We start from the raw sequence: 23,714 nt of genomic DNA, 5'->3' as shown, positions 1-23,714 counted from the left end.
ACTCTCCGTAAAAAAATACAGACCCAACACCCGAAGGCATCGGACCGAGTTGATTCTGACTGTTGACTGTCTACTGACAATCTTCAATCCAAAAGGAATTGCTTCATGACCTGATCAGCAAGCCGACCAGGCACGAGGTCAATCAATAAATTGGCATTGACAATGTGCACGCTGTTGAGTTCTCAAGGACCAGACGCACTCCCCGCTCGACCCATCACAGGTTCCGCCAGAGAGGCATTCGTCTTGTACAACATCCTGGGCGCACAACCAGAGGTCGTGTTTCCGAGGAGTTGGTTGCCCGAGCGGGACCCCGTCCGGACTGCATCTCCAGGTGTTCAACCCGGTGATCGTCTCGGCCGTTCCGTTCTCCGCCTCAGCGGCAACGAGTGATTACTTTACGCAGAGGTGAACGGGAGCGCCAAGCCGGCCCACATCCCGGGCGTGTCGCCCTCTGCGCCGCGGTTGCGTACTCCCCCGGTAACGCCGAACGGCCCGCTCCCCACCTGGGGGAACGGGCCGTTCGGGAGCGCTGTCAGTGCCGCGCGATGACCGGGTTCTTGAGCGAACCGATGCCGGAGATGGTGACCTCGACGATCTCACCGTCACGGATCTGCCCGACACCGGCCGGAGTCCCGGTCAGGATGACGTCACCGGGCAGGAGGGTCCAGATGGAGGACACGAACTCGACGAGCGACGGGATGTCGTGCACCATCTCGTTGGTCGAGGCCGCCTGCCGGAGGTCACCGTCGACGCGGGTCTCGATGCGGATGTCCGACGGGTCGATCTCGGTCTCGATCACCGGGCCGAGCGGGCAGAACGTGTCGAAGCCCTTCGCCCGGGTCCACTGACCGTCGCGAGCCTGCAGGTCTCGGGCGGTCACGTCGTTGGCGATCGTGTAGCCGAGGATCACGCTCGCGAAGTCCTCGCGCCGGACGTTCTTCGCGAGCGAGCCGATCACGATGGCGAGTTCGCCCTCGTGGTCGACGCGTCCGATGTCGGCCGGGAGGCGGATGGGCTCGTCCGGACCGATCACCGAGGTGTTCGGCTTGAGGAACACCACCGGGTCGTCGCCGGCACGCTCGTCCATCTCCGAGGCGTGCTCCGAGTAGTTGAGCCCGACGCCGATGACCTTCGACCGCGGGATGACGGGGGCGAGGAGCTTGGCGTCGGCGAGTGCCACGCGCTCCCCCGTGGTCTCGAACCCCTGGTACATCGGGTCCCCCGCGAGCACCACCAGAGCGCGCTCGTCGAGGATGCCGTACCGGGGGTCTTCACCCTTGCTGCTGAACCGTGCGATCTTCACCGTTCGACCCTACCCACGCCCGCCGGTCGATCAGGACGCGTCGGTCAGCTTGGTCATCCACTCGTGCGGGTCGGGACGACGGCCGTACTGGATGTCGGTGAGTTCATCGCGCAGGGACATCGTGAGTTCCCCGGCCCCCACGGTCGGCGAACCGATCGTGAAGCCGTCACCCCGGAGTTCGGCGATCGGGGTCACGACGGCGGCGGTCCCGCACGCGAACGCCTCGGTGATCGAGCCGTCGGCGACGCCGTCACGCCATTCGTCGAGGGTCACGCGGCGCTTCTCGACGGTCAGGCCGCGGTCCTCGGCCAGCTGCAGGATCGAGTCACGCGTGATCCCCTCGAGGATGGAGTCGGAGTCGGGCGTGACGAGGGTGCCGTCGGACTTGACCAGGACGACGTTCATCCCGCCGAGCTCTTCGAGGTACTTGCCCTCCACCGAGTCGAGGAACATCACCTGCTGGCAGCCGTGCTCGTAGGCCTCCTGCTGGGGCAGCAGCGACGAGGCGTAGTTGCCGCCGGTCTTCGCCGCACCGGTCCCGCCCTTGCCGGCGCGCGCGTACTGCGTCGACAGCCAGATCGACACCGGCTTCGGGCCCGAGGTGAAGTACGCACCGGCCGGACTCGCGATGCAGTGGTACGCGACGGCCTGTGCCGCGCGCACCCCGAGGAACGACTCCGTCGCGATCATGAACGGCCGCAGGTACAGGCTCGTCTCGGGCGCCGAGGGCACCCAATCGACGTCGGTCTGCACGAGCTGCCGGATCGACTCGACGAACGCCTCGATCGGGAGCTCCGGGAGCGCCAGGCGTCGGGCGGACCGCTGGAAGCGTCGGGCGTTGGCGTCCGGTCGGAACGACCACACCGAGCCGTCCGCGTGCCGGTAGGCCTTGAGCCCCTCGAAGATCTCCTGGGCGTAGTGCAGGACGCTCGCGCTCGGATCGAGGGACAGCGGCCCGTACGGGTGGATCGACGCGCTGTGCCAGCCGTCGTCGAGCGTCCACTCGACCGTCGCCATGTGGTCGGTGAAGTGCTTGCCGAAGCCCGGGTCGGCGAGGATCTGCTCACGCTCGGCAGCCGCGCGGCGGTCGGCGGACGGGGTGCTGGCGAACTCGAGTCCGAAGGCGGTGTCGGTGCTCATGGGGAGGACTCCTTCTCAGGCGGTGGTGGTGCGTGCCGTGGCCGCGGCGGCGATCGCGTCGCCGATCTCGGCCGTGCGACGCGGCGTGGTGCCCCGGTCGGCGAGGTCGGACTCCACCGCAGCCGTCACCGCGGCCGCCAGGTCACCGCGACCGAGGTGGTCGAGCAACAGGGCGACGGAACGGATCGCGGCGGTGGGGTCGGCCAGCTGCTGACCTGCGATGTCCGGCGCGGAACCGTGGACCGGCTCGAACATGCTGGGGAAGGTGCCGTCCGGGTTGATGTTGCCCGAGGCCGCCAGACCGATGCCGCCGCTGATCGCGCCGGCCAGGTCGGTGATGATGTCGCCGAACAGGTTGTCGGTGACGATGACGTCGAACCGTGCGGGATCGCGGACCATGTGGATGGTGACCGCGTCCACGTGCTGGTAGTCGACCGTGACGTCCGGGTACTCGGCGCCGACGGCCGCGACGGTGCGCTGCCAGAGGGCTCCGGCGTGCACCAGGACGTTGCTCTTGTGCACGAGGGTCAGGTGGCGACGCGGGCGTCGGTCGGCCAGCGCGAAGGCGTACCGCACGACCCGTTCGACGCCGAAGGCGGTGTTCAACGAGACCTCGGTCGCGATCTCGTGCGGGGTACCGGTCCGGATGGCGCCGCCGTTGCCGACGTAGGGCCCCTCGGTCCCTTCGCGCACGACAACGAAGTCGACCTCGCCGGGGTCGGCGAGCGGCGTCGGGACGGCCGGGTGCACCGTCGTCGGCCGGAGGTTCACGTAGTGGTCGAACGCGAAGCGGAGCTTGAGGAGCAGCCCGCGCTCGATGATGCCCCCGGCGAGCCGCGGGTCACGCGGGTCACCGCCGACCGCTCCGAGCAGGATCGCGTCGTGCTGCGCGATCGCTGCCATGTCGTCGTCGGTCAGGATGTCGCCGGTCTCCAGGTACCGTGCGGCGCCGAGGGAGAACGGGGTCTCCTGCACCACGAGGTCGTCCGGCAGGACCGCGTGCAGGACCTTCAGGGCCTCGTCGACGACCTCGGGGCCGATGCCGTCACCACGGATGACCGCGAGTCGGATCGTCTGCGCGCTGCTCATGTCCGCCACTCCCCTAGAGCGTGATGTCGATCTCGCGGAGCGAGGACGCGTCGATCGCCGAGCGGACGTGCTCGAGGATCTCGGCCGGCACGGGCGAGTCGACCGTCAGGACGCTCAGCGCCTGGCCACCGGCGGCTTCGCGCGAGATCTGCATCGCGGCGATGTTGATGCCGGCCTGGCCGAACTCCTTGCCGTAGACCGCGACGATGCCCGGACGGTCGGTGTACTCCATGACGACGTGGTGTCGGTCGAGCGGCACCTCGACGTCGTGCCCGTTGATCTCGACGAGCTTCTCGACCTGCTTCGGGCCGGTGAGCGTGCCGGAGACGCTGATCGCCGGGCCATCGGACTGGGCACCGCGGATCGTCAGCACGTTGCGGTACTCGGGGCTGTCGGTCTCGGTGATGAGGCGGACGGTGACCCCGCGCTGCTCGGCGATGAGCGGAGCGTTGACGTAGGAGACCTGGTCGCTGACGACGTCGGTGAAGACGCCCTTGAGCGCCGCGAGCTTCAGCACGCTGACGTCGTACTCGGCGAGCTCGCCGTGCACCTCGACGTCGATGCTCGTGACCGGCGAGGTCGCGAGGGCGGTGAAGACCTGGCCGAGCTTCTCGACGAGCGGGATGCCGGGGCGCACGTACGGGTCGATGACCCCGCCGGCGACGTTGACCGCGTCGGGCACGAGCTCGCCGCCGAGGGCGAGACGGACCGACTTGGCGACCGAGACGCCCGCTTTCTCCTGCGCTTCGTCGGTGGAGGCGCCGAGGTGCGGCGTCACGACGACGTTCGGGAGTGCCAGGAGCGGCGAGTCCTTCGGGGGCTCGGCGACGAAGACGTCGAGGCCGGCGCCGGCGATGGTGTTCGACGTGAGGGCCCGGTGCAGGGCGTCCTCGTCGATCAGGCCACCGCGGGCCACGTTCACGACGAACGCGGTCGGCTTCATCAGGGCGAACTGGTCGTCCGAGATCATGCCGAGGGTCTCCGGCGTCCTCGGCATGTGGATCGTGGTGAAGTCCGCCCGACGCAGCAGGTCCTCGAGGGAGACGAGCTCGACCCCGAGCTGCTGCGCACGTGCGGTGGTGACGTACGGGTCGTACGCGATGACCGTCACGCCGAAGGCCTGCAGCCGCTGGGTGATGAGCGCGCCGATGCGGCCGAGGCCGATGATGCCGACGGTCTTCTCGTAGAGCTCGACACCGGTGTACGACGAGCGCTTCCACGCACCGGCGGCCAGCGAGGCGTGGGCGGCCGGGATGTGCCGTGCGAGCGACAGGATGTGCCCCACCGTGAGCTCCGCCGCCGAGATGATGTTCGAGGTCGGGGCGTTCACCACCATCACGCCGGCGGTCGTCGCGGCCTTGATGTCGACGTTGTCGAGGCCGACGCCGGCACGGGCGACGACCTTGAGGACCGGTGCCGCGGCGATCGCCTCGGCGTCGATCTTGGTGGCGGACCGCACGAGGACGGCGTGCGCGTCGGACAGCGCCGCCAGGAGCGCCGGACGGTCGGTGCCGTCCACGTTCCGGATCTCGAAGTCGGGCCCGAGGGCGTCGACCGTTGCGGGCGAGAGTTCTTCGGCGATCAGGACGACCGGCTTCGACACAGCAGCTGTTTCCTCACTCGAGACGGTTGGTATCCCACCATGCTATCGACGCGGGCCGGTGGTTACGACCGCGGGAGCGGTCCTGTGGAGAACCACACGAGGGCAGGAGGCGCGGGGCGGGGCCGCACCGTGCCTCCTGGCCGTCGACGGGTCGCGTCAGAAGTCCAGCAGCGTCGGGACGAACAGCTGGAGGTCGAGCCAGAGGGCGCCGGCGCCCGCGAAGGCGACCACGAACACCGCGATCGTGACGCGCAGGCTCGAACGCCGGGTGATGACGATCGCCGCGACGAACGCGACCGGCGCGATGAGGATGTCGAGCACGAGCCACAGCCACGGGGTGCTGGTCTGCAGCGAGTCGCCGCCCGAGGTCGTCTGGAGGAACGCGTTGAAGGCGTCCACCCGCTGGTTGATCTGCGTCAGGTTGCCGACGGCCTGCACCGTCATGTACGCGAACAGCGCCGCGAACACGACCCAGACCACGATCTTCGCGACCACGGGGGCGCTGTTCCGGCGGGTCGTCGCCGGTACTGCCCCGGTCACCCGAAGCTCCGCGTCAGGAGGAACGGCCAGGGGAAGAGCACGACGGCACCGAGGAGCATCCAGAGCAGGCGGGTCCGCGTGCGGCTGCTGCGCGCTGCCCAGAGCACCACCGTGAACCAGAGTGCCGGCGCGAGGATCGCGAGGAAGCGGAGCACCTCGACGAAGAGCGTGAGGACCGTGTCGACGCCGGAGACGTACGCGGTCGACGCGGTGAGGAGCCAGGCCACCGTGTAGAGGAGGTAGAGGCCCCCGAAGACGCCGAACCCGACGAGCGCGCCGGAGGTCTCGGGCGCCTCGGGGTCCCGCTCGCCGCGCTCGCGCACCGCCACCGGGTTGTGCGCCGCGTCGACGTGGGTGGCGTCGTCGGCGTCACCCCAGCTGAGGGCGGCGTCGTCGGTGTCGACGGCGTTCGGCACGTCCGGGTCGATCGACCCGTCTGGTGGTGATGCTGCCGTGGTCATGCCCCGATTCTACGAGGGACACGACACCGGGAGGACCAGCGGCGGCCGGGAGGCCGACGTCAGACGTCGGCCGGCTGCGTCGCGAGGACCTCGGCGACGACGTCGCGGACGGCCGGGAAGAGCGGGTGGCTCTCCATCAGGCCCGTGAGGATCTCGGTCAGCGCGTGCGCGGTCGCCCCGGAACGCAGGAGTGCGTGCAGCTCGATCGACTCCGGGTCGTTCTCGTCGTCGAAGGCGAGCGCCACGCGGACGGCACCCAGCAGGTGCTCGACGGGCAGGCCGCGCTCGGCGAGCTGCGACGCCGGGCCGACGAAGCGTTCACGACGGCCGAGCTTGCGGAGCGGGTTGCGTCCGACGCGCGCGGTGGAGTCCGGCAGGTGCGGGTTCGCGATGCGGGAGAGGTTCGCGGCGACGTAGCGCGCGTGGTCCTCGGGGTCGAAGCCGTGCTTCGCGATCAGCAGCGCGGTGGTCTCGGCGAGCACCCCGTCGACCTCGGCGCGGACGGCGTCGTCCTCGAGTGCTTCGCGGATGAGCCGGATGCCCCGCACGTAGCCGTGGTAGGCGGCGGTGGCGTGCGCCGTGTTGACCGTGTAGAGCTTGCGCTCGACGAACGGCTGCAGGTCGTCGACCCAGGTGACGCCCTCGATCGTCGGCGGTTCGGCGTCGGAGCCCAGGAACGGGGTGCGCTCGATGACCCACTCGTAGAACGGTTCGAGCACGACGTCGAGGCCGCCGGACTGACCGAGCACACCGGACTGGTCCGGGACGATGCGGTCGATCGCGCAGTTCGCGAAGACGGCGGCGATGTCGCGGTCTTCGAGGATCGGGGCGCGGCGGATGCTGGCGTGCAGCGAGTCGGTCGCGTTGAACGCGTTCTCGCAGGCGACGATCGTGACGTCGCCGCGCTCGAGCGGGCGTGCCGCGAGGCCTTCGGCGATGAGCGGCGCGACGAGCGGGAGTGTCCGGGCGCCCACGGCGGTGGTCACGACGTCGGCCTCGGCGATGGCCTGGACCACACGCTCGCGGTCGGTCTTGCTGCTGAGCGCACGGAACCCGTAGACGAGGTGCTCGACCGGCATCTCGCCGACCTCGTGCACCACGAACCGGCCGGCTTCGTTCAGGGCCGAGACCACGCGTTCGTCGACGTCGACGAAGGTGAGCTCGTAGCCGCTCGCCACGAGGAACTGGCCCACGAACCCACGCCCGATCTTGCCGGCGCCGATGTGGACCGCTCGCTTCGTCACCGCCATCGAACGATCATCCCATGCTGGTCGGGGCGGTCCTGACCGCGGGTGCGCAGCACGGCCGACGGGTGTCGGGAATCGTCCGCGCGCACGGCGGAGGGACGCCGGTCCGCGGCGTCGGGGCTGGAGAAGAGCTGCTGCATAACGTTCGGGTCACATCGCGAGGCGGCGGTGCAGGTGCACCGCCGCCTAGTCATCGAGTGGTTCTCGGAAGACTACCGCGCGGCCGAGCCGTCCACGTAGTCGCCGTCGTTCTGCTTCCACGCGAAGAGCGCGCGGAGCTCACGGCCGGTGGCCTCGATCGGGTGGCCCTCGCCCTTGGCACGGAGCGCCTTGAACTCCGGTGCGCCGGCGTCCTGGTCCTCGATGAAGCGCTTCGCGAAGGCACCGTTCTGGATGTCCGCGAGCACCGCCTTCATGTTCTCCTTGACGTCCGGCGAGATCACGCGCGGGCCGGAGACGTAGTCACCGAACTCAGCGGTGTCGGAGATCGACCAGCGCTGCTTGGTGAGGCCGCCCTCCCAGATGAGGTCGACGATGAGCTTGAGCTCGTGCAGGACCTCGAAGTAGGCGATCTGCGGCTGGTAGCCCGCCTCGACCAGGGTCTCGAAACCGTACTGGATGAGCTGCGAGGTGCCACCGCAGAGGACGGCCTGCTCGCCGAACAGGTCGGTCTCGGTCTCCTCGGTGAAGGTCGTCTTGATGCCGCCGGAGCGGAGGCCACCGATCGCCTTGGAGTACGACCACGCGAGGTCCCAGGCGGAACCGGACGCATCCACCTCGACGGCGACGATCACGGGGACGCCACGGCCGGCCTCGTACTCGCGGCGGACGGTGTGCCCCGGGCCCTTCGGCGCGACGAGCGACACGTCGACGCCCTCGGGCGCCTCGATGTAGCCGAAGCGGATGTTGAAGCCGTGGCCGAAGACGAGCGTCGCGCCCGGCTTGAGGTTCGGGCGGATGTCCTCGGCGTAGACGATGCGCTGGACCTGGTCCGGCGCGAGGATGACGACGACGTCGGCCCAGGCGGTGGCGTCGCCCGGCGTGTGGACCTCGAAGCCCGCCTCTTCGGCCTTCTGCCGGCTCTTCGAGCCCTCCTGCAGGCCGATCTTCACCTCGACACCCGAGTCACGGAGGTTGAGGGCGTGGGCGTGGCCCTGCGAGCCGTAGCCGATGACGGCGACCTTCTTGCCCTGGATGAGCGTCAGGTCGGCGTCGGCGTCGTACACGATGTCAGTCACGAGGGTGTGTCTCCTTGGTTCTGTGGTCGGTGCCGGGCACCATCGGCGCCCGGGAAGGGTGTGACGGGCGCTCAGCGCACCCGGTCGGTGATGCTCTTCGGTCCGCGGCCCATGCCGAGGAGGCCCGCGCGGGCGAGCTCCTTGACGCCGTAGGGCTCGAGCACGCGGAGGATCGCCTGGATCTTGCCGGGGTCGCCGGTCACCTCGACGATCAGGGAGTCGGTCGCCACGTCGACGACCTGGGCACGGAACAGGTTCACTGCTTCGAGCACCGCCGAGCGCGTCTGGTTGTCGACGCGCACCTTCACGAGCATGTGCTCGCGCTGGACCGACTGCGAGAAGTCCAGTTCGACGATCTTGATGACGTTCACCAGCTTGTTGAGCTGCTTCGTCACCTGTTCCAGCGGGAGGTCCTCGACGTCGACGACGACCGTGATCCGGCTGAGGCCGTCCACCTCGGTGTTGCCGACGGCGAGCGACTCGATGTTGAACCCGCGCCGGGCGAAGAGCCCGGCGACACGGGTCAGCAGACCGGGCTTGTCCTCCACGAGGAGGGAGAGGACGTGGCTCATGCGGTTTCTCCCGTCATGTCGGCGTCCTCGTCGTCCCAGGTGGGCGCGAGTGCCTGGGCGTACTCGATGGACGAGTTGCTGACGCCCTGCGGGACCATCGGCCAGACCATCGAGTCACGGCTCACGACGAAGTCGATCACCACCGGGCGGTCGTTGGTCGCGAGGGCGAGCTCGATCGCGGCGTCGACCTCGTCGGCCTTCTCGACCCGGATGCCGAGGGCACCGTAGGCGTCGGCCAGCTTCACGAAGTCCGGCACACGGCGCGAGGCGTGCCCCGTCTCGAGGTCGGTGAAGGAGTGCCGGCCGTCGTAGAACAGCGTCTGCCACTGCCGGACCATGCCGAGCGACGAGTTGTTGATGATCGCGACCTTGATCGGGATGTCGTTGATGACGCAGGTCGCGAGTTCCTGGTTCGTCATCTGGAAGCAGCCGTCGCCGTCGATCGCCCAGACCACGCGGTCCGGCTGTGCGACCTTCGCACCCATCGCCGCGGGGACCGAGTAGCCCATGGTGCCGGCACCACCGGAGTTGAGCCAGGCGTTGGGCCGCTCGTACTTGATGAACTGCGCGGACCACATCTGGTGCTGGCCGACACCGGAGGCGTAGACGGCCTCGGGACCGGAGAGCTCACCGATGCGCTTGATGATGCCCTGCGGCGCGAGGAGCCCGTCGGTCGGCTCGGCGTACCCGAGCGGGAAGTCGGTCTTGAGCTGGTGGAGCTTCGCCCACCACTCGTCGGTCGACGCGCGGTCCTCGACGGCGATGCCGCCCCACGCGTCGAGCAGGTCGACCAGGACCTCGCGGGCGTCACCGACGATCGGGACGTCGGCGAAGCGGATCTTCGAGATCTCGGCCGGGTCGATGTCGACGTGCACGACCTTGGCGTCCGGCGCGAACTCGTCGGCCTTGCCGGTCACGCGGTCGTCGAAGCGGGCACCGAGGGCGACGATGAGGTCGCTGTCCTGCAGGCCGAGCACCGCGGGCACCGTGCCGTGCATGCCGGGCATGCCGAGGTGCTGCGGGTGCGAGTCCGGGAAGGCGCCGCGCGCCATCAGGGTCGTGACCACCGGCGCCCCGGTCGCCTCGGCGAAGCGGAGGAGCTCGGCGGTCGCGCGGGAGCGGATGACCCCGCCGCCGACGTAGAGCACCGGGCGCTTCGACTCGGACAGCAGCTGCGCTGCCGCGGTGATCTGCTTGCCGTGCGCCTTGGTCACCGGGCGGTAGCCGGGCAGGTCGATCTTGGGCGGCCACACGTAGGGCGCCGACTTCTGCTGGGCGTCCTTCGTGATGTCCACCAGCACGGGGCCGGGCCGACCGGTCGTCGCGATGAGGTGCGCCGCAGCGAGGGTCGCTGGCACGTCGGCCGGGTCGGTGACCAGGAACGAGTGCTTCGTGATGGGCATCGTGATGCCGACGATGTCGGCTTCCTGGAACGCGTCGGTGCCCATCAGCGTCGAGAACACCTGGCCGGTGATCGCGATGAACGGCACCGAGTCCATGTAGGCGTCGGCGATGGCCGTGACGAGGTTCGTCGCGCCGGGGCCGGACGTGGCGATGGCGACGCCGACCTTGCCGGACGACGAGGCGTAGCCCTCGGCGGCGTGGCCGGCGCCCTGCTCGTGACGGACGAGGATGTGGCGGATCGTGGTCGACGCCATCAGCTCGTCGTAGAACGGGATGATCGCGCCGCCGGGCAGGCCGAAGACGTCGGTGATCCCGAGGTGCTCGAGCGTCCGGAGGACGGCTCCCGAGCCGGTGAGGATCTCCGGCGACCGGCGTGCACCGGCGGCCGCGGACAACGGAGTTGCTTCCGTGGGCATGAGTGGTCCTTGCCTGAGTGGTGGCGGTGGTGCGGGTGTCGGACGCTAGCCCGTGACCGCGCCCTGGGCGGCGGACTTCACGAGCTTGGCGTACTTCGCGAGGACTCCGCGGGTGTAGCGCGGGGGCAGCGGGGCCCAGCCGTCACGGCGGGCCTCCAGCTCGGCCGGGTCGACCAGTAGGTCGAGCGAGCGAGCCGCGATGTCGACACGGATGCGGTCGCCATCACGAACGAAAGCGACTGGACCTGCGTCCACTGCTTCCGGTGCGATGTGGCCGATGCACAGGCCGGTTGTGCCGCCTGAGAATCGACCGTCGGTCAAGAGTAGTACATCCTTGCCGAGGCCCGCGCCCTTGATGGCCGCGGTGATGGCGAGCATCTCGCGCATGCCCGGGCCGCCCTTGGGGCCCTCGTAGCGGATGACGACGACGTCGCCCTTCTCGATCTTGCCCTCGGTCAGGGCGTCCATCGCCGCACGTTCGCGGTCGAACACGCGGGCGGGGCCCTCGAAGACGGAGGCGTCGAAGCCCGCGGTCTTCACCACGGCGCCCTCGGGGGCGAAGGAGCCCTGCAGGACGGTCAGGCCACCGGTCTCGTGGATCGGGTTGTCGAGCGTGCGGAAGACCTCGCCGTCGAGTGCCGGCGGGTCGATCTCGGCCAGGTTCTCGGCGACGGTCTTGCCGGTCACGGTCATGCAGTCGCCGTGCAGCAGGCCCGCGTCGAGCAGCGCCTTCATGATCACGGGGATGCCGCCGTTGCGGTCGACGTCGACCATGACGTACTTGCCGAACGGCTTCATGTCCGCCAGGTGCGGGACCTTCGAGCCGATGCGGTTGAAGTCGTCCAGCGACAGCTCGACCTCCGCCTCGTAGGCGATCGCGAGCAGGTGCAGGATGACGTTGGTGGAACCGCCGAGGGCCATCGCCACGGCGATCGCGTTCTCGAAGGCTTCCTTGGTGAGGATCTGCCGGGCGGTGATGCCGTGCTCGAGCATGTTCACCACGGCCTCGCCGGAGCGGTGCGCGTAGTAGTCGCGGCGACGGTCGGCGCTCGGCGGAGCGGCGGAGCCCGGCAGCGACATACCGAGCGCTTCGGCGACCGAAGCCATCGTGTTCGCCGTGTACATGCCACCGCAGGCGCCCTCGCCCGGGACGATGGCGCACTCGATCTTCTTGAGCTCTTCCTCGCTCATGGTGCCGGCCTTGCAGGCACCGACGCCCTCGAAGGAGTCGATGATCGTGACTTCCTTCATCGTGCCGTCGGCCTGCTTCACGTAGCCCGGCATGACCGAACCCGCGTACAGGAACACGCTCGCCAGGTCGAGTCGCGCGGCGGCCATCAGCATGCCGGGGAGCGACTTGTCGCAGCCGGCGAGCAGGACGGTGCCGTCGAGGCGCTCGGCGTTGACGACGGTCTCGACGCTGTCCGCGATGACCTCACGCGAGACGAGGGAGAAGTGCATGCCCTCGTGGCCCATCGAGATGCCGTCCGAGACGGAGATGGTGCCGAACTGCAGCGGGTAGCCGCCACCGGAGTGCACGCCCTCCTTCGCTCCCTGCGCGAGGCGGTCGAGCGACAGGTTGCACGGCGTGATCTCGTTCCACGAGGACGCGATGCCGATCTGCGGCTTGCTCCAGTCCTCGTCTCCCATACCGACGGCCCGCAGCATGCCACGCGAGGTGGTTGCTTCGATCCCGTCGGTGACGACCCGGCTGCGCGGCTTGACGTCGATATCAGGCATGGGATGAGTCTAGGACGCTTTGGGATACCAGCCGTGCACCCCCGTGCATTCTCATGCTCGGGGGCCGCGATCAGCGGGTGGCGCGGAGCCTCGCCAGCTGCTTCAGGACCCCGGTCAGGGCCGCCGGGTCGGCGATGCGGTACCCGGCCCGGGTCTGGCCCGGCCCGACCTTCACCCCGACGTCGCCGTCACCGAGCACGCGGAAGGCGTCCTCGTCGGTGACGTCGTCGCCGGCGAAGAACACCGCGTCGGCACCGTGCAGCTCGCGGAGCCGGGCGATCGCGTCGCCCTTCGTGACGTGTCGCACCGCGAACTCGACGATGTCCTTGCCACCGCGCTCGAGCACCTCGGGGTCGGCCTCGTGCGCCGCGCGGCTCGCCGCCGCGTTCGCCTCGGCCGCGACCTCGGCGGAGACACGGCGTGTGTGCACCCCGTGCCCGGCGGGCTTGTGCTCGATGACGACGCCCGGGAACCGTTCGCCGACCTCGTCGAGCGCCGCACCGATCCGTGCCACACGCTCCACCTCGTCGTCACTGAGCGCGGCCTCGTCGTGGCCGTCCACACGCCACTCGACGCCGTGCGAACCGACGAGCGCCATGTCCTCCGGCGCGTGGGTCACCGCGGCCAGGCTGCCGAGGGGACGCCCCGACACGAGCACCACCTCGGTGTCCTTCGCACGGTGCAGGGTCAGGACCGCGGCCCACGACCCGGGCAGCGCCCCGACCTGCGAGGGGTCGTCGGCGAAGGGGGCCAGCGTGCCGTCGAAGTCGAGGGCGACGATCAGTCGCGGCGCAGCCGCGAGCGTCTCGAGGGCCGCGTCGATGGCGGACTGGTCGGTGGTGGTCTCAGTCATCACGTGCCTCCCGGGTGTCCTCGGCAGCCCTGGCGGACTGGGCGTCCTGGTCGAAGATCGACATGTTGTCGGTCTGCGCCTCACGGTGCTGTTCGCGCGGGTCGGCGGCGGACGGGTCGATCTGGGCGTTCCGCGGCGCGTGCCGGTCGAGCGCCTCGAGGAACGAGCGCGACCAGCGCGCCACGTCGTTGTCGCGGACGCGCTTGCGGAGCGCGCGCATGCGCGTCGACCGCTCGCGACGCGGCATCTGGATCGCGCGCTCGATCGAGTCCTTGAGCGCCCCGATGTCGTGCGGGTTGACGATCACGGCCTGCTTGAGCTCGTCGGCCGCACCGGCGAACTCGGACAGGATGAGCACCCCGTCGTTGTCGAAGCGGGCGGCGACGTACTCCTTCGCGACGAGGTTCATGCCGTCGCGCAGTGCGGTGACGAGCATGATGTCGGCGGCCAGGTACAGCGCCACCATCTCCTCGCGCGGGTAGCCGTGGTGCAGGTACGAGATCGGCTGGTGGCCGATGACGCCGAGGTCGCCGTTGATGCGGCCGACGCTCAGCTCGATCTCGTCACGGAGCGCCGCGTACGAGTCGACACGCTCGCGGCTCGGGCTCGCGACCTGGATGAGGGTTGCGTCCTCGACCGCGATGCGGCCGTCCTCCACCAGCTCGCCGAAGGCCTTGATGCGGTGGCGGATGCCCTTGGTGTAGTCGAGCCGGTCGACGCCGAGCAGCACCGTCTTCGGGTTGCCGAGGCTCTCGCGGATCTCGCGCGCACGCTCCTGCACCTCGGGCTTGCGGGCGATCGCCTCGAAGCTCTCGGCGTCGATCGAGATCGGGAAGTGCCTGGCCTCGACGTGGCGGACCGTGATGCCCTTGCGGCTGCGCGGGGCTGCCGGGTCGTCCACCGGGACGTCGATCGTGGTGCCCTTGGTCGTGTAGCCCTTGATGTGGCGGACCGCTCGGAGGAAGTCGCTGGCGTCGTCGTGGCGCTGGAAGCCGATGACGTCGGCGCCGAGCAGCCCGTCGAGGATCTGCGCACGCCACGGCAGCTGCGCGTAGATGCCGACCGGCGGGAACGGGATGTGGTTGAAGAAGCCGATCGTCAGGTCGGGGCGCTTGGCACGGAGCAGGGCCGGCACGAGCTGCAGCTGGTAGTCCTGCACCCAGACGATGCCGTCCTGCTCGACGATCTCGGCGATCTGCGCGGCGAAGCGCTCGTTCACGCGCTTGTACGCGTTCCACCAGTCGCGGTGGTAGCTCGGGTGCTCGATGACGTCGTGGTACAGCGGCCAGAGCGTGTCGTTGCTGAAGCCCTCGTAGTACTCCTCGACGTCGTCGTCGGAGAGCGGGACGGGGACGATGTGGATGCCCTCGTTGTCGAACGGCGCGACCTCGACCTCGGCCTGCCCCACCCAGCCGACCCAGGCTCCGTCGTTCGCGCGCATCACGGGTTCGAGGGCGGTCACGAGGCCACCCGGCGAGTGCCGCCAGCCCTCGTTGCCGTCCTGGTCGACGACGCGGTCCACCGGGAGTCGGTTGGAGGCGACGACGAACGAGTAGCGGGTCTGTTCGGTGCGGTCTGCAGGCATGGGGTGGTGTGATCTCCGTTCCGCCCGGCCGGGGCCGGGTGCGTCGGGTGCGACGGTGCGTCGGGTTCGACGGCCGGCGCGGTGCGCCGGGTGGTCCGGCGTGCTGCGCCGGGTGCGCTGCCGAAGTTACCAGCGTGGGGACAGCGCATTCACGGCGGATCGGCGGTTCCGCTACGCTGCAGGCACGTGTCGGGGGGACACGGGTGCTGGAGTGCGGCGCCGGCCTCCCGGTCGGAGAGGACCCCCAGCCGTGAGCGAGAACCCGCCCAACCAGCCCGTCCCGCCGTCGCAGCCCGGTCCGGGCCAGCCCGGTGCCGGCCAGCCCGGATCGGGCCAGCCCACTTCGGGCCAGCCCGCCTGGAACGGCCAGCCCGCCTGGCAGCAGCAGCCTGGAGGCCCGCAGCAGTGGTCGGGTCAGCCCGCCCCCGCCGCGCACCCGTCCGATGCGTTCGGTCGCTTCCTGCGGTCCGTGTCCGGTCGCGACTGGCTGGCGGCCGTGCTCGCCGCCGTCGGCGGCTGGGTCGCGGCGTACGTCGTCGCCGGGCTCTCGCTGCTCATCACCGTCGGACTGCTCGCGTCGGGCGGCAGCGGGTCGGCCGCTCCGGCCACCGGGTCCGGCACCGACCTCGGCGCGGGCTCGGCCCCCGACGTGGAGTCCCTGCTCTCCGGCGTGAGCGTCCTGCTCGGCGCGCCGGCGCAGCTCGTGGCCCTCGCCGACCTCGGCCGACTGCACCTGTCCGGGTCGATCGGGTTCCTCGGTTCCGGCTCGGGCTCGCTCGCCGTGGTGCCCGCGCTGGTGCTCGCCGCGCAGGTCGTCCTCGCCGTCGTGCTCACCCGCCGGATCCGCACGCGTGGCCTCGGCCGCACGCAGGTGCTCGTCACCGCGGTGGTCTCCGGCCTCGTCACCACCGTGCTCACGAACGTCGCCGCTGGCCTCTTCGCGATCCGGTTCCCGTCGGTGTCCGGTGCGGTCATCGAGCCGGTGCACGCCGTCGGCGCCGGCAGCATCATCGGCGCGTTCGTCATCGGGGCCCTGGCGGCACTCCTCGCCCGGCCCTCCGTCCTCGCCGGGCGCAACGTCTTCGCCGCCCGTCTGCTCGGCACGCTCCGGGTCGCCGCGTCGCAGCTGACGGTCCTCGTCGTGCTGGTCGCCCTCGTCGTCATCGTCGTCGCCCTGATCGCCCAGCCGTCCTACGGCTCCGCGTTGCCGCTCCTGCTCGGCAACGTCGCGATCGGGCTGACCGCGCTCGGGTTCTTCGGTGGTGTGGGGACGTCCGGCTTCGGGTCCGCCAGCGACACCGCCTCGGTGTTCGGCGGAGCCGGTGGCTGGACCTGGCTCGTCGTGCTGTTCGTCGTCGTCACCTCGGTCGCGGCCGGGCTCGCCCTCGCCGTCCGCCGCAACGACCGGATCCGCACCACGCTCGACTGGGTCGTCACGCCGCTGGTGTGGTTCGCACTCGGTCTGCTCTGCTTCGTCCTCGGCACCGGCGTCGTCTCGTACCAGGTGAGCAGCACGAGCTCCGTGGACGGCTCGGGGTCGATCGGCATCGCGCCGTGGACGCCGATCGTCTTCGCCCTGTGGGGCGGCGCGATCGAGGTCGTCGCCCGGTACCTCGCCCCGGTGCTCCTGCCCCGCCTCGGCGGAGCCGTGGTGCTCCGGACGTCCCGCCTGGTCGGAGCGGACCCCCGCCCCGTCGTGCCGCCGGCGTTCCCGGCCGGGCCCGCTGCCGGCCAGGGTGCTCCCGTCGCCGGTCAGGGCGCTCCCGTCGCGCCCACCGCGACGGTCGACCCGGCCGCGCCCGGTGCTCCCGTCGCGCCCGGCGCTCCCGTTGCGCCCGGCGCGCCTGTCGCCGCGGACGCGCCGGCTGCCGCCGCGTGGAACACTCCCCCGGCCGCTGACCAGCACGTGCCGTACCCGCCGGCCGGGCCTGCCCAGGAGCCCGCGTACGGCGTGCAGTCGATCTCCGGCACGCAGCCGGCTGCCGGGTCGCAGCCGCCCTACGGCACGCTGCCCCCGTACGGCGCACAACCGGCCGACGGGTCGCAGCCGTTCATCGGCGGTGGTGCCCCCGCTCCCGCACCGATGTCCCCGCGGGCCAAGAAGATCCTGGTCCGTTCCCTCATCGCCGGTGGCGCCGTGATCGTCGTCGTCATCGCCGGTGCGGTCACGACGAGCGTCCTCCGCGCCAACGTCTGGGGTCCGGCACCGACCGTGAAGTCCTACGTGCAGGCCATCGCCAGCGGTGACGCCGACACCGCCGCCGACCTGAGCGAGATCCCCGACGACGCGGCGATGCTCGACTCGAAGGTGCTCGGGAGCGCGAAGGACCGCCCGTCGGACATCCGCGTCGGCCGGGTCGCCCGGACCGGTGACACCGCCATCGCCACCCTGAGCTACACGCAGGACGGCAAGAACCGCTCCGGCCAGGTGTCGTTGCGGCGCACGGGCACCTCGTTCCTGGTGAAGGACGAGTGGCGTGTCACGCAGCCCCTCGCCCAGCAGGTCACCCTGACGGCCTCCGACGTGCTCGAGGGTGCACCCGTGACCGTCGGCGGCAAAGAGATCGGGGAGATCAGCGACGGCAAGTTCACGTCCCTCGCCTACCCCGGCACCTACCAGGTCTCGGTCGGCGGGACGAAGTACTTCACCGGCGGCACCGAGCAGGTCGCCGTGGGTGCGGTCACGTCGGGCTACGTCGACTTCGCGCCCAAGGCGACCAAGGCACTCGAGCAGGACGCCGAGCAGTACGTGACCGACCTCATCGACGACTGCGCCGAGAAGACCGAGCTCCGGGCCCTGAGCGGCTGCCCCTGGTACGGGCCCTACGACGCCGACGGCGGCGTGCAGTACGACGTCACGTCGATGCCCGAGCTGGAGGTCGAGGCGTCGCGCGCCGGCACCGTGATGGTGACGAGCACGAAGGACGGGAGCGTCTCGTACGGCTACACCTCGTACCTGGGCGACAAGAAGCGCGGCGAGGACTCGTTCAGCGTGAACCAGTACCTGAAGGTGCAGGACGGCAAGCTCGTCTCCGCCTACTGAGCAGGAGCCGACCGAGCGGCTCCGCAGCACCACGACGGCCGACCCGGATCTCCGGGTCGGCCGTCTCAGTAGGCTGACGAGCATGGTCAGGACACGGGCGTGGTGCAGGGGCGACACGGTCGAGCGGGACTTCCCCGTCGACCGGATCTCCGACCTCGTCGCCGATCCGGACACCTTCGTCTGGATCGACTACACGGACCCGACGTCGGCGGACCTCGAGCAGATCGAGGAGGAGCTCGGCATCCACGCGCTCGCGGTCGAGGACGCCGTCGAGCACGGACAGCGACCGAAGCTCGACCGGTACCGGGACAGTCTGTTCCTGGTCGTCTACGACGTGGGCGGCACGGACGACGAGGGTGACCTGATCACGCACGAGGTCAAGGCCTTCGTCACCGAACGGGCGCTCGTCACCATCCACGGGTCCGACGTCGACACCACCCCGATGGAACACCGGCTCACGGCGAACTCCGACATCGCCGAACACGGCGTGCCCTGGCTCGTCTGGGCGCTGCTCGACGCGGTCGTCGACCGGGCCACCGACACCGTCGAGGACCTCGAGCGGCAGATCGATGCGCTCGAGGACGACCTGTTCGAGCCGGGCGACCCCCGCGAGCAGCAGATCCAGCGGCGGTCGTTCCGGCTCCGCAAGACCCTCGGGGTGCTCCGGCGGCTGGTCGTCCCGACGCGGGACAGCGTCGCCTCGTTGCTGCACGGTGACGCGGAGACGATCTCGAACGGCATCCGGCCGTACTTCCGCGACGTCGAGGACCACCTGGTCTCGATCGCCGACTCCGTCGAACAACTCCGTGACGCCGTGTCGAGCGTGCTCGACACGACCCTGAACCTGGCGTCGAACCGCCAGAACACCGTCATGAAGAAGGTCACGAGCTGGGCGGCGATCATCGCGATCCCGACCGGTGTGACGAGCTTCTTCGGGCAGAACGTGGAGTTCCCGGGCGAGGGCGCCTGGAGTGGTCTCTGGGCCTCGCTCGCGATCATCACCGCGTCGTCGCTCGTGCTCTACCGCGTCTTCAAGACCCGCGACTGGCTCTGACCGCGCACGGCACCGGCACCGGCTCGGCACCGGGCTCCGCCGGCGTCAGAGCGCGAGCGCCAGGACCCCGGCGACGACGGTGAGCGGCGCGACGACGCACCCGAGCGCCATGTACCGACCCCACGACAGGTGCACGCCCTCGGCCGACAGCCGCGCGTGCCACAGGAGCGTCGCGAGCGAGGCCCACGGGGTGATGAGACAGCCGGCGTTCACGCCGATGAGCAGGGCCGCGTACCGCACGGCCTCGTGCCCGGCGGCAGGTTCGAGCACCAGGTACGCCGGCAGGTTGTCGATGCCGTTCGCCGCGACCGCGCCCGCACCGCCGAGCAGCAGCAGCGGACCGGTCCCGGTGCCGCCCTGCAGCGCGTGCACGATCGGGTCGGTGATGCCCGTCGTGTGCAGCGCCTCGACCACCACGAAGAGCCCGGCGGCGAACAGCAGGGTCGACCACGGCACGCGGGACACCCGGAGTTCTGACGGGGACCGGAACGCCGCGACCACGACGAGCACCACGGCGGCCAGGACCGCGGCGATCCACACGGTCACCCCGGCCGTCAGGGCGACGACGAGCGCGACGAGCACGGCGGAGGCCGCCCAGAAGAACACGGGGTCGCTCGGTGTGCGGACGGACACCGGCGAGTAGCGGCCGAACAGCTTGCCCCGGAACACCACGAGCAGGACGACGCACGGCACGACCACCCCGGCGACCGCGGGCCAGGCCATCAGCCCGGCGAACGGCAGCGGGCCGCCGAGCCCCATCCGGTCGACGGCGAGCAGGTTCGTCAGGTTCGACACCGGCAGCAGCATCGAGGCCGTGTTCGCGAGCCAGACCGTGGTCAGGGCGAACGGCATCGGGGGCAGTCCCACACGCCGTGCGAGCGAGATGACGATGGGGGTGAGGAGGACCGCGGTGGTGTCGATCGACAGGAAGACGGTGCAGAGCACGGCGAGCACGACGACCGCGCCCCAGAGGCCGATGGTGCGCCCGCCACCGACCCGGGCGGCGACGTCGGCGAGGCGGTCGAACACCCCGGCGTCCGCGGCGAGCTCGGCGACGACGGTCAGCCCGAGCACGAACCCGAGGACCGGCAGGACCCGGTCGGCGAGCACGGCGAGGTCGTCGAGGGGCAGCAGCCCGAACACGACGCAGACCGCGCCGACCACGAGCAGGGCCGCTCCGATGACCGCTTGACGCACGAACACTCCTCCGGCAGACACCGCGGCAGGGTGACCGGCGGCGCTCCAATGTACGGGCCGGTAGCGTTGTCAGCACGACGACAGGAGGCCTCTGTGCGCAAGTTCATGTTCAACGGTGCGGTGTGGAGTTCGCTCATCAGCGGCTACAGCGTGCTGCAGACCACCCGCCAGGGACCGCGTGACTGGCGGCTCGCGCTGACCTGGGTCGCGTGGATCGCCACGACGATCGTGGCGATCGGCACGGTCGTCGAGGACGACCGCGCCGTCAAGGCGCGCCAGCCGTAGGTCGCGAACGCGACCACCGAGATGACGGGAGGCCCGTGGCGGATCCGCCACGGGCCTCCCGTCCGTCGTCCGTCCCGTGCACGGCACGCGGTCACGTCACCGGGTCAACGCTCGGACTCCGGGATGCCGGACGTCTGGATCGGTCCGGTGAAGAGCGCGCCGCGCTCGTCGTCACCGAACAGCTGCGAGTCCCCCTCTGCCGGGCGTCCGCGGCGGCGCGGTACCGCCGCACCCGGCTCGGTGAGCTGCACCCGCTGGACCGGCAGGGCGTCCGGGTGGGTGCGCTGGATCCACTCGACCATCTCCTCGCGGACGTAGCAGCGGAGGTCGAACAGGCCTCCGGCGTCGGGTGCCGTCACGAGGATGCGGACCCGGACCAGTCCCCCGACGGCGTCCGTGACCTGGAGCACCTTGACCCGGCGGTCCCAGATCGTCGAGGTGTCGAGGATCCGGTCGAGCTCCGCCCGCATGTCGGCCGGGCTCACCCGCCAGTCGAGGTCGAACTCGACGGCACCGAGCAGTTCGCTGCCGGTCCGGGTCCAGTTCTCGAACGGCGTGCTCGTGAAGTACGTCGACGGCAGCACGAACCGACGGTCGTCCCACAGGTGCACGACGACGTAGGTCAGCGTGATCTCCTCGATCCGTCCCCACTGCTGCTCGACCACGACGACGTCGTCCACCCGGATCGACCCGGAGAACGCCAGCTGCATGCCGGCGAACACGTTGCCGAGCGTGGACTGCGCGGCGAGGCCCGCGACCACGGAGATGAGGCCGGCGCTGGCGAGCACGCTCGCGCCCGCGGCCTCGACCCCGTCGAAGGTCAGCAGGATCGCGCCGACCGCGATGATGACGAGCACGGCGACGGTGAGCCGCCGGATGATGAGCACCTGGGTGCGGATGCGACGCGCCTGCCGGTTGTCGGGCACGTCGATGCGGAAGCGGTGCAGCCCGAGGTCCTCGAGGAAGATCGCGACCTGGCACGCGAGCCAGCAACCGGTCGCGAGCGTGACGATCAGGAACGCGTGCGCGACCTCGTCGCGCCACGGGTAGGCGTCGGGGTTCCGCGGGATGCTCGACGTGAACGCGATCCAGAGCAGGACCACCAGCAGCACGGTGCGGAAGGGGTGCTTCGTCCGTCGCGAGAGCACGCCGGCCCAGCGTTCCCGGCGCGCGATCGCCCGGAGGACCAGGTGCAGGACGAGGGCGACGACGGCGGTGACGAGCAGGGCGAACCCGATCGCGACGAGGAGTCGGAGGAGGATGTCCATCCCTCCATGCAAGCAACGGACGACGGTCGTCGTTCAGGTTCGGGCCGCCGTCGGCTGTGCGGACGTTCAGTCGCCGCGGTTCGACCGAACCGGGTTTTGCGTGACGCCCCGGTCCGGTGCGCATGTAGGTTCTCTCGCATGACAGCGCAGAACGACACGGGTGGCAACCGAGCGCCGGCGAACGACTTCTCGCACGAGCAGGAGGGCTACCAGCACGGTCTGAAGCCCCGGCAACTGCAGATGATCGCGATCGGCGGCGCGATCGGCACCGGCCTCTTCCTCGGTGCCGGTGCACGCCTGCACACCGCGGGCCCCGCGCTCGCGCTGACCTACCTGGTCGCCGGGATCTTCGCCTTCTTCATCCTGCGGGCCCTGGGCGAGCTGGTGCTGCACCGCCCGTCCTCGGGATCGTTCATCTCGTACGCCCGCGAGTTCTACGGCGAGAAGTTCGCGTACGCCGCCGGCTGGATGTACTTCCTGAACTGGGCGATGACCTCGATCGTGGACACCACCGCGGTCGCGATCTACCTGCAGTACTGGTCGGCCTTCACCGCGGCGCCGCAGTGGCTGCTGGCGCTGATCGCCCTGATCGTCGTCCTCGCGGCGAACATGGTCGCCGTGAAGGTGTTCGGCGAGCTCGAGTTCTGGTTTGCCCTGATCAAGGTCGCCGCACTGGTGGCGTTCCTCGTCGTCGCGATCATCTGGCTCGTCTTCGCGTTCCCGGTCGAGGCCGGTGGCGAGGCCGTGCGCACCGGCTTCTCGATCTGGGGCGACAACGGCGGGCTGTTCCCGAACGGGCTGCTCCCCGCGGTCATCGTGATCCAGGGTGTCGTCTTCGCCTACGCCGCGATCGAGCTCGTCGGCACTGCATCGGGTGAGACGCAGAACGCCGAGAAGGTCATCCCGCGCGCGATCAACTCCGTCGTCTTCCGCATCGCGGTCTTCTACGTCGGGTCGATCGTCCTGCTCTCCCTGCTGCTGCCGTACACGGCCTACAAGGAGGGCGAGAGCCCCTTCGTGACGTTCTTCTCGTCGCTCGGCAACCCGCACGTCGGCGCGATCGTCGGCGGCATCATGAACTTCGTCGTGCTCACCGCCGCCCTGTCGTCGCTGAACGCCGGCCTGTACTCCACCGGACGCGCGCTCCACTCGATGGGCATGAACGGTTCGGCGCCGAAGTGGACCACGAAGATGTCGAAGGGCGGCGTCCCCTACGCCGGCATCCTGCTCACCGCGGCGTTCACCGTCGCGGGCGTCGTGCTGAACTACTTCGTCCCGAAGCAGGCGTTCGAGATCGCCCTGAACATCGCCAGCCTCGGCATCATCACCGCGTGGGGCACGATCATCCTGTGCCAGATGCGGCTGCGCCAGTGGGCCAAGCAGGGGCTCGCGAAGGAACCCTCGTTCAAGCTCCCCGGGGCGCCGGTCACGGCGTGGCTGACCCTGGCGTTCCTCGCCTCGGTCATCGTCCTGATGGCGATCGACTACCCCGTCGGCACGTACACCATCGCGTCCCTCGTCATCATCATCCCGCTGCTCGTCGTCGGCTGGTTCCTGCAGCGTGACCGCATCCTGCGCATCGCCGCCCTGCGCGAGGGCGTCACCGGCCCCTACCCGATCGGCGTCCGCGACCCCGCCGCCTCGGTGCGACGCGACGGCGACGGGAGCTAGCGCTC

General features: G+C 70.2%; 19 protein-coding genes. 4 read left to right on the top strand and 15 right to left on the bottom strand.

What is annotated here, in order from left to right; genetic code table 11:
- Positions 1-532: 532 nt before the first annotated feature.
- The 13 genes from DEJ01_RS15060 to otsA form a co-directional block, all read right to left on the bottom strand.
- Entirely contained in the window at positions 533-1,303 is a 771-nt protein-coding gene (locus tag DEJ01_RS15060; RefSeq protein WP_027466538.1) for a fumarylacetoacetate hydrolase family protein, read from the bottom strand.
- A gap of 30 nt (positions 1,304-1,333) precedes the next feature.
- Complete coding sequence (locus DEJ01_RS15055; protein WP_111093458.1) at positions 1,334-2,443, bottom strand: branched-chain amino acid aminotransferase; 1,110 nt, start codon at positions 2,441-2,443, stop codon at positions 1,334-1,336.
- A gap of 15 nt (positions 2,444-2,458) precedes the next feature.
- Complete coding sequence (locus tag DEJ01_RS15050; RefSeq protein ID WP_071405821.1) at positions 2,459-3,532, bottom strand: 3-isopropylmalate dehydrogenase; 1,074 nt, start codon at positions 3,530-3,532, stop codon at positions 2,459-2,461.
- 13 nt (positions 3,533-3,545) lie between these two features.
- Positions 3,546-5,135, bottom strand: coding sequence for a phosphoglycerate dehydrogenase (serA, locus tag DEJ01_RS15045; protein ID WP_071405810.1), 1,590 nt, complete (start codon positions 5,133-5,135; stop codon positions 3,546-3,548).
- Between the two features lie 156 nt (positions 5,136-5,291).
- Complete coding sequence (locus tag DEJ01_RS15040; RefSeq protein ID WP_146247637.1) at positions 5,292-5,675, bottom strand: hypothetical protein; 384 nt, start codon at positions 5,673-5,675, stop codon at positions 5,292-5,294.
- Positions 5,672-6,136, bottom strand: coding sequence for a hypothetical protein (locus DEJ01_RS15035; protein WP_111047588.1), 465 nt, complete (start codon positions 6,134-6,136; stop codon positions 5,672-5,674). Before DEJ01_RS15035 ends, DEJ01_RS15040 begins: the two co-directional genes overlap by 4 nt.
- Positions 6,137-6,195: 59 nt before the next feature.
- The gene (locus DEJ01_RS15030; RefSeq protein ID WP_071405813.1) at positions 6,196-7,386 is read right to left on the bottom strand and encodes a mannitol-1-phosphate 5-dehydrogenase; all 1,191 of its coding nucleotides are present in this window, start codon (positions 7,384-7,386) and stop codon (positions 6,196-6,198) included.
- Positions 7,387-7,595: 209 nt separating this feature from the next.
- Positions 7,596-8,621 carry a ketol-acid reductoisomerase gene (ilvC, locus tag DEJ01_RS15020; protein WP_027466530.1) on the bottom strand — a complete coding sequence of 342 codons (1,026 nt, stop codon included), beginning with the start codon at positions 8,619-8,621 and terminating at the stop codon, positions 7,596-7,598.
- Between the two features lie 71 nt (positions 8,622-8,692).
- On the bottom strand, positions 8,693-9,193 hold the full coding sequence (gene ilvN, locus DEJ01_RS15015; protein WP_017888842.1) for an acetolactate synthase small subunit: 501 nt from the start codon (positions 9,191-9,193) through the stop codon (positions 8,693-8,695).
- On the bottom strand, positions 9,190-11,013 hold the full coding sequence (locus tag DEJ01_RS15010) for an acetolactate synthase large subunit (protein ID WP_027466529.1): 1,824 nt from the start codon (positions 11,011-11,013) through the stop codon (positions 9,190-9,192). Before DEJ01_RS15010 ends, ilvN begins: the two co-directional genes overlap by 4 nt.
- Before the next feature lie 45 nt (positions 11,014-11,058).
- Positions 11,059-12,753 carry a dihydroxy-acid dehydratase gene (ilvD, locus tag DEJ01_RS15005; protein WP_071405815.1) on the bottom strand — a complete coding sequence of 565 codons (1,695 nt, stop codon included), beginning with the start codon at positions 12,751-12,753 and terminating at the stop codon, positions 11,059-11,061.
- Between the two features lie 70 nt (positions 12,754-12,823).
- Entirely contained in the window at positions 12,824-13,606 is a 783-nt protein-coding gene (gene otsB / locus DEJ01_RS15000; protein ID WP_110865394.1) for a trehalose-phosphatase, read from the bottom strand.
- Positions 13,599-15,191, bottom strand: a complete 1,593-nt coding sequence (gene otsA, locus DEJ01_RS14995) for an alpha,alpha-trehalose-phosphate synthase (UDP-forming) (protein WP_071405817.1) — start codon at positions 15,189-15,191, stop codon at positions 13,599-13,601. Before otsA ends, otsB begins: the two co-directional genes overlap by 8 nt.
- 250 nt (positions 15,192-15,441) lie before the next feature.
- Between otsA and DEJ01_RS14990 the strand changes: the two genes are divergently transcribed.
- Together DEJ01_RS14990 and DEJ01_RS14985 are read left to right on the top strand one after the other, a co-directional pair.
- Positions 15,442-18,234, top strand: coding sequence for a hypothetical protein (locus DEJ01_RS14990; protein WP_111055290.1), 2,793 nt, complete (start codon positions 15,442-15,444; stop codon positions 18,232-18,234).
- A gap of 82 nt (positions 18,235-18,316) precedes the next feature.
- Positions 18,317-19,288, top strand: a complete 972-nt coding sequence (locus tag DEJ01_RS14985; RefSeq protein WP_111055289.1) for a magnesium transporter CorA family protein — start codon at positions 18,317-18,319, stop codon at positions 19,286-19,288.
- 45 nt (positions 19,289-19,333) lie between these two features.
- On the opposite strand, the gene DEJ01_RS14980 is transcribed toward DEJ01_RS14985, so the two are convergent.
- Positions 19,334-20,485: an SLC13 family permease gene (locus tag DEJ01_RS14980; RefSeq protein ID WP_111093461.1), complete on the bottom strand. Its 1,152-nt coding sequence runs from the start codon at positions 20,483-20,485 to the stop codon at positions 19,334-19,336.
- Positions 20,486-20,578: 93 nt separating this feature from the next.
- On the opposite strand from DEJ01_RS14980, the gene DEJ01_RS14975 reads away from it, so the two are divergent.
- Positions 20,579-20,770, top strand: a complete 192-nt coding sequence (locus DEJ01_RS14975; protein WP_111085947.1) for a hypothetical protein — start codon at positions 20,579-20,581, stop codon at positions 20,768-20,770.
- A gap of 104 nt (positions 20,771-20,874) precedes the next feature.
- Here DEJ01_RS14975 and DEJ01_RS14970 read toward each other — a convergent pair whose 3' ends face one another.
- Positions 20,875-22,038 carry a mechanosensitive ion channel family protein gene (locus DEJ01_RS14970; protein ID WP_111093456.1) on the bottom strand — a complete coding sequence of 388 codons (1,164 nt, stop codon included), beginning with the start codon at positions 22,036-22,038 and terminating at the stop codon, positions 20,875-20,877.
- A gap of 138 nt (positions 22,039-22,176) precedes the next feature.
- On the opposite strand from DEJ01_RS14970, the gene DEJ01_RS14965 reads away from it, so the two are divergent.
- Entirely contained in the window at positions 22,177-23,709 is a 1,533-nt protein-coding gene (locus DEJ01_RS14965) for an amino acid permease (RefSeq protein ID WP_111029500.1), read from the top strand.
- Positions 23,710-23,714: the final 5 nt, after the last annotated feature.

Source organism: Curtobacterium sp. MCLR17_040, assembly GCF_003234735.1.
Taxonomy (GTDB): domain Bacteria; phylum Actinomycetota; class Actinomycetes; order Actinomycetales; family Microbacteriaceae; genus Curtobacterium; species Curtobacterium flaccumfaciens.
This window is presented reverse-complemented; position numbering and strand designations above follow the sequence as displayed.